General features: G+C 29.6%; 11 protein-coding genes. All 11 read left to right on the top strand.

Annotation, left to right across the window (positions count from 1 at the left end; translation table 11 throughout):
- Window positions 1-382: hypothetical protein (locus KJ971_00055; GenBank protein MBU1144234.1), on the top strand; the 382-nt coding region annotated here is incomplete at its 5' end.
- On the top strand, window positions 382-1,182 hold the full coding sequence (locus tag KJ971_00050; GenBank protein MBU1144233.1) for a hypothetical protein: 801 nt from the start codon (window positions 382-384) through the stop codon (window positions 1,180-1,182). The genes KJ971_00055 and KJ971_00050, both read left to right, overlap by 1 nt.
- A gap of 2 nt (window positions 1,183-1,184) precedes the next feature.
- Window positions 1,185-2,894 carry a sel1 repeat family protein gene (locus tag KJ971_00045; GenBank protein ID MBU1144232.1) on the top strand — a complete coding sequence of 570 codons (1,710 nt, stop codon included), beginning with the start codon at window positions 1,185-1,187 and terminating at the stop codon, window positions 2,892-2,894.
- A 165-nt stretch (window positions 2,895-3,059) separates the two neighbouring features.
- On the top strand, window positions 3,060-3,965 hold the full coding sequence (locus KJ971_00040; protein MBU1144231.1) for a radical SAM protein: 906 nt from the start codon (window positions 3,060-3,062) through the stop codon (window positions 3,963-3,965).
- On the top strand, window positions 3,958-4,674 hold the full coding sequence (locus KJ971_00035; GenBank protein ID MBU1144230.1) for a hypothetical protein: 717 nt from the start codon (window positions 3,958-3,960) through the stop codon (window positions 4,672-4,674). Before KJ971_00040 ends, KJ971_00035 begins: the two co-directional genes overlap by 8 nt.
- Window positions 4,671-6,506, top strand: coding sequence for an HAD-IIB family hydrolase (locus KJ971_00030; protein ID MBU1144229.1), 1,836 nt, complete (start codon window positions 4,671-4,673; stop codon window positions 6,504-6,506). Before KJ971_00035 ends, KJ971_00030 begins: the two co-directional genes overlap by 4 nt.
- On the top strand, window positions 6,499-7,626 hold the full coding sequence (locus KJ971_00025; protein ID MBU1144228.1) for a glycosyltransferase family 4 protein: 1,128 nt from the start codon (window positions 6,499-6,501) through the stop codon (window positions 7,624-7,626). The genes KJ971_00030 and KJ971_00025 overlap by 8 nt, the downstream gene beginning before the upstream one ends.
- Window positions 7,614-8,666, top strand: coding sequence for a UDP-N-acetylglucosamine 2-epimerase (non-hydrolyzing) (wecB, locus tag KJ971_00020; GenBank protein ID MBU1144227.1), 1,053 nt, complete (start codon window positions 7,614-7,616; stop codon window positions 8,664-8,666). Before KJ971_00025 ends, wecB begins: the two co-directional genes overlap by 13 nt.
- Window positions 8,617-9,867 (top strand): nucleotide sugar dehydrogenase, encoded by a 1,251-nt coding sequence (locus KJ971_00015; GenBank protein MBU1144226.1) that lies wholly within the window; start codon window positions 8,617-8,619, stop codon window positions 9,865-9,867. The genes wecB and KJ971_00015 overlap by 50 nt, the downstream gene beginning before the upstream one ends.
- 207 nt (window positions 9,868-10,074) lie before the next feature.
- Window positions 10,075-10,899 (top strand): HNH endonuclease, encoded by an 825-nt coding sequence (locus KJ971_00010; GenBank protein MBU1144225.1) that lies wholly within the window; start codon window positions 10,075-10,077, stop codon window positions 10,897-10,899.
- A gap of 225 nt (window positions 10,900-11,124) precedes the next feature.
- Window positions 11,125-11,574, top strand: a complete 450-nt coding sequence (locus KJ971_00005; GenBank protein MBU1144224.1) for a hypothetical protein — start codon at window positions 11,125-11,127, stop codon at window positions 11,572-11,574.
- Window positions 11,575-11,744 lie beyond the last annotated feature (170 nt).

Raw genomic sequence — 11,744 nt, 5'->3', positions numbered from 1 at the left:
GCTAAAAAATAGATATGATTGTTTTATTAAAGCATTAGATTTAAGAAAGGTTTGCTTAAAATGTTTAGAATATGAGGAGTATGAAGATTTAATGCAAGATGATGACAGATTCAAATACATTCACGACATGATTTTAATGAAGAATGAAATTGGTTCAATGTATATGGCTAATAGGGTTTCAAACAACATAATTAAAGAAGATTACTTGTCATTGATTAGATATATTCATGGTTATCAAGCATATAATGATAAAACACGAAAAGCATTGAGAAATTTAACCTTGGACAAAAGAATATATTCCGAAATTCTATACAGCATGGTTCAAAAAGACGCGTACAATAAAATTGAAGCGAGTCTAAATAATTTGAAAGGATATCTATAATGGAAAAATATGAACAGTTAATATTACAATTTAATGAATTAGTAGACAAAATCAATGCTTATGAAGTTTTAATTGAAAAACAGCAGAAGCTTTCAATGGAAAAACTTACTATAATGAATAATCTTTTCGAAGAGCAAAAGAAAAATTTTGAAGAATTAAGAAATAGCACTTCATTTTATGAATCGATATTTATTGAAAAATATGAGAATATAGTTGACATACTTAGTAACAAATTGATTAACATGATTGTGCAAATGACTGACAAGAAGTTACTTGAGGTACAAGATGTTGCATTCCCTGTAACCGAAGCATTCATCGAAACTAATAGTACATTACAAAACATCAAAGATGCAATTGAAGTGTTAGATAAAAAACTAGAAAAAATTGGTATTCTTGATGAGAAAATGCCGATGATTTTAGATCAATTATCCAAAACTATTACAACGAGCAAACATGCATTAAATGAAACTATGCAAGAAAATGATAAAGAGTACGATTTGGGTGCATTATCATATGAAAAATCAATCAATAAGTTCACCACTAAAGATAAAAATGATTCTTCTAAGAATTCTATTTTATATCAAGACAATTTAGATAAAATGAAGGATGAGTGCAAAGCAAAAGTAGTGAAGTATTCTCAGAAAACAGTTTTATCGAACAATGGGTATAATAAGCTAAATAATGCAATAATCAGCATTTTTAAGAGAATCGATCAAGCAATGGATTTAGATAATCTTGAGAGAATACATAATGAAGGAATAGATCAGTTAACAAAGATTATCTTGGAAGAAGGTATCTAGTATTGAATAACAAATCAAATATAGAATTAATAGAACAACTAATAAAAAATAGAGAGTCGTTAATTTCCAAAAGACTATTTAAACAGGTCAAGTCAATAAACGAAAGAATAAAAGCACTACAAAAAAAGGATAGAGAGTTGAAGCAATACTCTCTTAATGAATTAATCACAACACACAAATCACCTCTTTCGGTTAATTTTTCAAAAATAAAGCCATTCTTAGATGAGAGTTTAAAAAGTTTGATTAATGCAGACAAATTTATTGAAGGAAATAGAAATAATTTTGTTATTCTAAATAAAGAACTATACAATCTCGAAATAGGCAATTATACAAACACAAGCAACGATTTTTTCTTTCAAATGCCCAACAAAGGGATTAAAAATGATTTTATTTTTCATTTCTTTGCAGAAAAACCTGATGGAGGAAACCTTGTGTTTCTTGAAGAAGCATTGTATCAGTATTTATCCGATAATAATGTATACCTGCCTTTTCAAATAAATGGTGAGTTTTTATTTTATAGAAACTCAACATTACAAGATGATTATTCTATGATAAAAAAAGGAAATTACAATGAGGTTTTAAATTCTTACATAAATAGAATCAACACTAAAAGTTTCTGTGTAAAAATATTAGAAGACATGTTTAAAGTCCTTGTATGTGGACTAGCATTTGAAGAAGCTCGATATATGTCTGAATTCATAATAATGGTAAGAAAAATATTTTTAGTTACCTATGAGAGAGTTAAGCAAAATGAAAAATTTGGTTTAGTAGTTAACGATAATTATAAATTGAAAGATGATTTTGAAAATGCTTTATCAGATGTAGAAAGATTGAAGCAATTCATTGTTCAGATAACTGGATTAGAGAATTATAAATTCCCTATTAAAATAGCAGGTGAAAATTCCAAAAAAGATGATATACCTATAAAAAGAAATTCTGAAGATTTAGTTGATTTAGGACTAAATCACATGAAAGAAGAAGAATATGAGAAAGCCTATACTTGCTTTTTAGAAGCATCAAAAATGGATGATAGTTATGGATACTATAATCTTGGCATTATGTTTGAAGAAGGAAAATATGTTGAGAAGGACCATTCAAAAGCATTTGATTATTATATTAAAGCCTCAGAAAGAGGAAATCAGGTTTCGATGTATAAACTTGGACTAAGGTTTTTTACAGGTGATTTTGTTGAAAAGGATCCTTTTAAAGCATTTGATCTATTTTCAAGTGCAGCCAGTGGATACTTACCTGCATTGTATATGATGGGGGAATGTATGTTTTTAGGTCTAGGAACAAGTAAAAATACGAAAAAAGGAATAGAGTTAATTGAGGAAAGCATAAAGCTTGGATTTCCAAACGGATGTTTTTTTCTAGGTAATAGTTGTTTGTTCGGTGAAAATATACCATTAAACTACGACAAAGCTTTATTGTACTTTAATTTAGGGCTAGAGAAAAAAGATTCCAACTGTGCGTATCAATTAGGGTATATGTACATGAATGGTATTGGCGTTGATAAAAATATTCCTAAAGCGATTAATTATTATGAAACTTCTGCTAATCAAGGACTAATATTAGCAATGAAAGTATTAGCTGAATATTACTTGGATAATGAATACAATCAATATGACATAGACAGAGCCCAAAATTATATTAGAATGTGTATTACATATGGTGATGAAGATGCAGTAGATTGGTTGAAATCTCTAACGTAATGGAGTATTAAATACTAAGAATATTTGATTTATTGTGACTAATTAATAACAGGACGCTTCTTGAACTGCATTTACTTGGTCTAATTATGGTGTTAGTATATTTTTGAGGGAATGTATCACTAGAGAGGTTTTTTAATTAGAATATTAAGTAAAAGGGGAATAATTATGTCGTTTTCAATATATTATATGTTAACACCTAGGTGTTTATTGAATTGTGGCTACTGTTTTAGAGATACAAGTCGAGAGTCATTAGCTCGCGAACTAAGTTTGGAAGACAAAAAAAGAACAGTTACAACTCTAGTTGAAAACCTAGATATCAGAAAAATAACCCTTTCTGGTGGTGAACCAACAATCATTGGAGGTGTAGTCTTAAAAGACTTTTTGGAACTTATAGAACATATTAGAATATACAAGAAAAAATATCCCGACTTACGCATTGAGTTATTAAGTAATGCAATATTACTTGATAAAGATATATTATTAAAACTTGTTGGGATAGTAGACAGAATTACTATTACTCTAGATACTATAAACGAAGACGTTTTAAATGAAATTGGCCGAAACACAGCAACATACAAAGACTATTTGGGTAGATTTAGACAAAGAATGATAGATATGCATGAACTTGGTTTTGAAACCAAATTACATACTGTTATAACACCTGTAAATTATGATTATTTAGAGGAATTAGCAACGTTTATAAAACAATCCAATTATCTGTTTAAGATTAATCGTTGGAAATTTTATCAGTATATGACCTATGATGATCCAATCAAAGATGCCATATATGAGATTGATGATGAAAGATATCATGCAATAACTTTGAAAATCAGTGAAATCCTTTCAAAGACTGATATCGATGTTACCTTTAAAGATAATAAACTAATGATTGATTCAATGTTGAATCTAAATCACGATGGCCGTTTGGAACATGTGACAATTGATGATGGAGCAAAAAAGAAATATTTGTCAAAACAAATTTGGAATTATTCAAATTTAGATGAGCTCTTGAAAGATATTAATCTATCACTAGAAAAATTTGAATTTTATCATGGTTTTTCTCATGAGTAAAAAAGTACTATTGACAATGGATATTGATTGGACAAGTGAAGCGGTTATCAAGTTAGCTTTAGATTGGGTTAAATCTCTCAATATTCCATGCATTTTATTCCAAACACATTATAGTGAAACCATATATAATGAGCATTCTAAACTTTTCACAAAGGAGTTGCATCCCAATTTTTGTGATGATAGCGATCATGGTAATAGCATTGAATCTATAATTCATCATATCAATCAGTTGGAGCATAGAGGTCTGTCTATTAGAGCACATAAATATAACATGCCATGTGAAGCTTTAAAAATCTATGAAAGTCTTGGATTTAGATTCAGCATGAACAATTATACTGATATGAAGTACCAGCATTCATATCAACGTGTTGGGGAATTATATGAACTGCACACTTTTTTTGAAGATGGATTTTATTTAAAAAATAGATATCCATTTGATTTAAATCACACATTAGATAGAATGACTACAGATGGCATTTATGTCTTTAATGTCCATCCGATTCATTTAGCTTTTAATCCTAAAGAATACAAACAAACTCGACAGTTTAAGGATGAAATGACAAAAGAAGAGTACAGAAATATTAATGATACCTTTATTAGAGAGCATAGTTTTTGTGGTTATGGTATTAAATCATTTGTGACTGAACTAATCGATCAAATAAAGAAGAACGATATTCAGTTTATAAGTATTGAAGAGGTTACACTATGATTAAATGTGTTGTTTTTGATATTGGAAACACGCTCATTTCAAAAAGCGGAAACAATGTTGTGGATTCAGTTTTAAAATCCGATATAAAAAGACTTAGAGAACAAGGATTAATCGTTGGTGTTGCTTCAATGAGAACACTTTCATTATCTAAAAAGTTGCTACAAGGTATCGACTTTGATTTTTACATATGTTTAAGTGGTGCTCAAATATATATAAATGATTCATTAAATTATGATCAACCCATAGAAAATATCACATCCAATCATTCATGCATCGTTTACTATAGTGAAAAAGAAACATACTCATTAAGTGAGGAATGTGCAGTTAAAGCAAGAAATAAAGGTTTTGTTGTAGAAGATGTGAAAGACAACCATGATGGTTCTTTATACAATGTAGCTTTAATCGATATAAATCATGAAGATATAGAACCTTATAAGTCTAGATATCATACTGAGTATTGGAGTAAAATTAGCGTACTCGTGTTACAAGATAAGCAATCATCTAAAGCGAATGCAATAGGATTTATTGCTAAATATTATGACTTAAACATGTCAGAAATTTTAGGTTTTGGTGATGGTCCAAACGATATCGAATTTTTATCAATATGTGGCACATCGGTGGCAATGGGGTATGATTATAAGGAACTTGTGGATTCAACTACATTTCCAACAGAAAAAGAATCAAAATTAGGTGTTTCAAAAGCTTTAAGAAAATTGAAACTAATTCAAGACACAATCATACTGTTTATAGAATCACTTCATGACATTGGTGGTATGGAGATTCATGGTCAGTATTTTATTGAATACTTTAAATCTATCTCAAACTTATATGTTATAACCCACAACAATGATAAAAACATGTTAGCTTTCATGAATGGAGAATGGGTTAATGAATATATTGATGATATAAGTGATTTTGTTAAAAAAATTGATTCTTATCATACTATGATTTTTTTCAACTCAGGACACTGGATTGGAGAAATGACAAAAATAAAAACGAACATTAAAAACTCAGTCGTTTTTTATCGAACAGGTGGCAATGATATCATATCTGCACCTACTTTTGATGAGAATCATAATCCATCATATAGAACTAATTATTGGAGAATTACGATTAATCAATGTGTTGACTACTTAATTACAAATAGTCGTTTGACTGAAACTAGATTAATAGACTTTGGAATTAATGAGTCGTTATTTAATAGAGTTGTTGGGGGCATAGACCTTAATAAAATAGCGTATTTCAGAAACCACATAAAAAGCATTCGAGAAGAATTGATGTTTGAGAAGCAAAAAACAAATTTAGTTACTGTTAGTCGTTTTGAACCTTATAAAAGAGTTGAGTTGTTACTAAAAACTTTAATGCTCTTAAATAAAGACTTGTTTCACCTATATTTGATTGGAGATGGACAACAATTTTCTGAGCTTTACAGTAAATATCATCATTTAAAAAATGTGACTTTTTTAGGAAGGTTAAATCATGAGGAATCATTGAAATTTATCTGCTCCAGTGATTTTTATGTTCAGTTTAGTGGTGATACTGATACGGATCTAAATGGTGTTAGATATATTCATACTGAAGGCATGGGTAGAACAATTCTTGAGGCTATAACTGCTAGAACACCGATTATAGCAACTAAATGTGGTGCTTTTCCTGAAATTGTATCATCTGAAAATGGGATATTAATCGATAGTAATGATCCTAAAAAATTAGCAGAAAAAATCGTTGATGCTACGTTCATGAGTTTTAGTGGTGACTCAAATGATTGCTACGATTTTAGCACGATATTCGATCAGTATTTAAGGATATGGAAGGGACGGGGACATGGATAAGATATTGATAATCGCCGCAAAATTATACAACGACCCTACCGGTGGTGGAGGAACAGTTGTTAAAAACTTAATAGATATGTTTATTGAATCATTTGAAATCGATTTGGTTCTGTATAGAACCCCAACAGAAAATATCTATCAACATAAACAATTAAAAACCTATTTTCATCCTGTTTCATACAGACATGACAATAAGTTTGAAAGACGCATATTAAACTATAGAATCAATTTAGAACTATTAACCAATAAATACGATTTCAATGTTTATCGAAAAATCATTATTGTCCATATCAGTAAAATGTTTGGCTTTGAAACATTGGAAGAAAAGTATCTAAGCAAAATGATTCTATTTCCCATGTACTTAACGCCTTCTTATAAAAGATCTAATGAAATTGTTCCATTAGAATATATAGATTTAGAACAAAAAGCATTAAATGCTGTAAGCAAAATAATTACACCAAGCGAAAGTGAAAAGAATGATTTAGTCAGTTTTTATCATATTAATGCTGAAAAAATTGAAGTGATTCATCGTGGTGTTAATGAAGTTTTTTTTAGTTCTCCAAAAGATAAATTTACTAACCCATTGAAACTGATTGTTGTATCAACCATAAAAGAACAAAAAAATGTCATAGAATCAGTGCAAATGATAAGTAAACTTAGAGATTTAGGTTTACAAACAAAGTTAACCATTATAGGTAGAGTAGAATCAAGAACTCTTTATGAACAAATGATTGACTACATTAGATTAAATGATTTAATAGATAATGTCATGTTGATTCAAGATCTTAATCAAACAGAATTAGCCAATCAACTGAAAAAATCAGACATATTAATACTGCCTTCTTTGTGGGAAACATTTGGTAGGGTTGCCTATGAAGCTATGGCAGCTGGATTGCCAGTGGTTATGAGAAAAGGCATAGAATGTTTCACAAATTTATATGGTAAAGTTTATATTTTACAATATAAAACCATAGATGAAGCAGTTACATTAATTCAAGAAATTGTTAAAGAACCTGCTAAGTATCTTATGTTATCATCGAAAGCGATCGAATACGCGATACAGTTCTCATCTATGATTGAAAGTAAAAGGATAAGGGAGGTAATAATGTGCAAGGATTAGTTATTTTAGGGACTAGACCAGAAGCAATCAAGCTCATTCCAATTATTAAACATTTGAAAGAGTCAAATATACCAATTAAAATATTATCAACAGAGCAACATTCTGAAGCAGTACACCAGCTATTTATTGATAATAATCTGAACATAGATATAAAAATTGAAATTATTGTTCACACGAATTTATCAGTTCAATTATCACATTATCTATCTGAATTTAACAGGCTTATAAACAACGTAGTTTTTAGTTTTGTGATTGCACAAGGCGATACATTATCGGCATATGCAGGCATGCTATATGCCTACTTGAATAAAATCGATTTTCTCTACATTGAATCCGGATTAAGAACTTTTGATCTGTATAATCCATTTCCTGAAGAAGGATTAAGAGTTATGATGAGTCATGTTGCCAGGATGAATTTTGTACCAACTAACAAAGAAAAAGAATATTTAATAAATGAAAATATTGATTCATCAAAAATCATGGTTGTTGGTAACACAGGTATAGATTATATTTCAAGTTTTATTCAGGAAAATGAACATAGATATCAGAAAAATAAAATTCTTCTAACTGTTCATAGAAGAGAAAACTGGGAGTTTCTTGATGTGTTTTTTTCTAAGCTAGCAAACTATTTAGAAAAAAATCCGCACATAACACTCATTTACCCTATGCATTTTAATACCAGTATTCAAGCAAAAGCACATCATTATCTATCTATTAGTCATAATGTTCAGATGTTACATGCTTTAAGTAGCAAGGAGTTCTATAAACATCTACAAACATGTGAACTAGTTATTACAGATAGTGGCGGTGTGCAAGAAGAAGCCACTTTCTTAAACAAAAAAACAATCATCATAAGAGATAAAACCGAAAGATACTATCAAAATCAGCAGATAAGAAATATGTCAATAGAAGATGATCAATTATTTGAAGCGATTGATGACATGTTGAAAAATAATCATCAATCTTATGGTTTTAACCATACATATGGTGATGGTAAAGCATCGTCTAGAATTGTTAATTGGATCAAAAGGAGTATTTAAAGTGAATATTACAGTTGTTGGATTAGGGTATATTGGATTGCCTGTAGGCATTAAGTTAGCAGAATCAGGGTTTGATGTAAATGGATATGAAATTGATGAAAAGAGATTAGATGATATTAAAAATAAAACATTTAATAGTCAAGAAAATGAACTGTACACTAGATATGATGAAGTAAAAGATAAGTTTTTTCTTACAAATGAACTTCTCGAATCAGACATATACATCGTCACAGTTCAAACGCCTATAAATAAACATCAAAAAGCAGAATTGACATATGTAAAAAAAGCTTTTGAAAGTTTAGCTAAGAGAATAAAAAAAGATGACTTGATTATATTAGAATCAACGGTTCCACCCAATTCAAATAAAGAGTTCATTGAGTATTTATCTAAACTTTCCAATCTAAAAGAGGATGAGTTTGATTATGCTTATTGCCCAGAAACAATTCAACCAGGAAATGTTTTTAAGGAATTAGAATCAAATTCAAGAGTCATAGGAACAACAACCGAAAAAGCTTTTAATAGAGCACATCAAATATATGCATCAATTACAAAAGGAAAAATTACTAGAACATCATTTTTAATCGCAGAACATGTTAAAATAATGCAGAATGCATATAGAGATTATGAAATAGCATTTGCAAACGCATTATCGATTTATTGCGATGAGCAAAGTATGAATGTATTTGAGCTGATCGAGCTCATCAATGATCACCCTAGAGCTAAAGTATTGTCGCCAGGAATAGGTGTTGGAGGGCATTGTTTGCCAATTGATCCATTATTTATTTTGGAGCAAAACGAGTTTGAACCAATAAGACTAGCTAGAAAGATTAATGACCAAAAAACAAACTATGCACTAAAGAAAATTTTAGACTTAGGTGTTAAAGATGTAATCATCTTTGGAGCAACTTATAAACCCAATTCAGATGATATAAGACATTCACCTAGTATAACTCTAGCGAAAGATTTAAAACAATGTGGTGTGAATGTCAGTTTTTGTGAACCAAATATTAAAGAAGACTACATTGAAGGATTTGCTAATATTAGATTTCAAGAAGCAATTGTTAGTAAATGGTTAATTGTAATTGCTCAAAAACACAACTACTTTTATGATAATAAAACACGTTTTGAAAGTAAAAATCTATTAGATTTTGTTGGTTTGTTAGAATTGTGTTGCAAAAAATCTAAACAAGCACTAAGATAAACCCTTCAGTCAGTTTTCGATTTGAAGTATGGTAAGCCAGTATTTGTAATAAACAAAGAGGTGTGTTAAATCATGCAAGAGAGTTGTAAAATTTTACAAGGGTGCTTATTTTTGTTCAGAGGTGTATAATTATATTAAAAAACATAAATAAGCAAACAAATCTTGCCTAAGACAGACTAAAAAACTATAACCATAAACGGAGGCAGTATGCAATTTGAAGACGCAAAAATAATAATAAGAAATAATATTGCAATGTGGCGAGAAATTGAGACGATTAATAACCAGTACAATAAATACAACTTTGATACTATAAAAGCAGAGCCTATAAAATATGAAAAACGCACAAGTAAAGCGAAATACGGTAAATCGATGTTTGGTGGCAAATTAGTTTTATTTAGCTCATTTGACTATAAAACATTTTTATCTGGGAAAATATTTGAAGAAATGACAGTTTATACACCATTAATTAATAAATATAATGATATTTTCGTGATATTTAGTGAATATGAAAAGAAGGTTTTGAAAGTTTTTGAAGCAAAGAGACTTTACAAGGATATATCAACCGCGCCTTGCGATAATAGAAATTGGTTTGCCAAAAATTTAGGTATGACAACGGAAAATAGATTTAGAGAACTCAAAAGATATGAAGAAGAGTTGCTTAATGCAAGAACTTTCAGCCCACAATTCCCTTATGTCATATTACGTTTAATGGCAACAGTATTGTATGATAACTACAGTAGAGATGTTAAATATGAATTTAAAGATATTTTAGAATGTTATCAGATGGCTTTGGAAAAAGAAGGAAAAATGACATTTATTCAACAACAACGCGCTGTTCTTTCTGATGACAAACGTTACAACATAATGAAAAGAGATGGTTTCAGGTGTTGTATTTGTGGAGCAACAGCTACCGATGGATTTCGGTTGGAAGTCGACCATATTATGCCAGTGTCAAAAGGTGGGAAATCAACGGATGATAATCTTCAAACGTTGTGCGAGAGATGTAACAAGGGAAAAAGAGATAAAGTATAAAAATTTACTTACTAGGATTGAGTCCATTTCTTTTTCAGTATTATAACAGTATATTTTGTTTCATCATATAAGTTAAGAGATTAAAAGCCAATCTAGTATTTTGAGATTTCTTTAGATTGCTAGATGAGTTCATTAAGAAAAAATCAATAAAAATGAAAAACAGTTTCATAACTCTTTCTTAAGCTAAAGAAAGGCATGGAATTTAATCATGAAAGGGTGGTGCTTGTGCCAGATATTTTAGCGATTGTCATTCCATCTTCTAGTAAAACTGGAAAGAACGGGATTGACTATAAGAATTATTTGTTAGCCTATAAATCATTTACTTTAGGTAAAAGAATTTTTGCTAAAGTGAGTTCAGCGAAGGTTGATTCTCAGTTTAGTGAAAGATTAGCTGCTGATGTGTTTGGTTTTGATGTTGACCATTCAACTAATCTTGATGGATTAGATCCAATAACAAAAGAAACATATGAAGTTAAGGGTACAGGTTTTTCTAATAATACTGCTCATTTTAATCCGAATAATCAAGCTGATCATGTTATTTGGGTAAAGGTAAGAAATGGGTCAATTGAAATTAGAGAAATTGATACTGATATTTATAATCACCTAGATCAAAGAGGTTTTGTGAATATTAACAAACATATGAATCAAATATCCTGTGTAACATACACTTATTAAGGGTGCTAAAAATATACCAGGGGTGCTAATTTGTATTACAATAGGTTGCGTCACACATTAGCAGAGCATAGGTTTGATACGACAATATCAAGCCTTTTTTTGTTGAAAAATATGTGATTTCCACTGTTTTTTCTTGAATTTGATATAATTTAAGTTCTTTTTATAGATTT

The organism is Bacillota bacterium, assembly GCA_018818595.1.
In the GTDB taxonomy this organism is placed as follows: domain Bacteria; phylum Bacillota_I; class Bacilli_A; order Izemoplasmatales; family Hujiaoplasmataceae; genus JAHIRM01.
The sequence above is the reverse complement of the archived record's forward strand: the minus strand, read 5'-3'. Positions and strand labels throughout refer to the sequence as shown.

Coding starts and splice junctions, on each gene's coding strand:
- KJ971_00050 (MBU1144233.1), top strand. CDS start 382: ATGGAAAAATATGAACAGTTAATATTACAATTTAATGAATTAGTAGAC.
- KJ971_00040 (MBU1144231.1), top strand. CDS start 3,060: ATGTCGTTTTCAATATATTATATGTTAACACCTAGGTGTTTATTGAAT.
- KJ971_00035 (MBU1144230.1), top strand. CDS start 3,958: ATGAGTAAAAAAGTACTATTGACAATGGATATTGATTGGACAAGTGAA.
- KJ971_00030 (MBU1144229.1), top strand. CDS start 4,671: ATGATTAAATGTGTTGTTTTTGATATTGGAAACACGCTCATTTCAAAA.
- KJ971_00025 (MBU1144228.1), top strand. CDS start 6,499: ATGGATAAGATATTGATAATCGCCGCAAAATTATACAACGACCCTACC.
- KJ971_00015 (MBU1144226.1), top strand. CDS start 8,617: ATGGTAAAGCATCGTCTAGAATTGTTAATTGGATCAAAAGGAGTATTT.
- KJ971_00010 (MBU1144225.1), top strand. CDS start 10,075: ATGCAATTTGAAGACGCAAAAATAATAATAAGAAATAATATTGCAATG.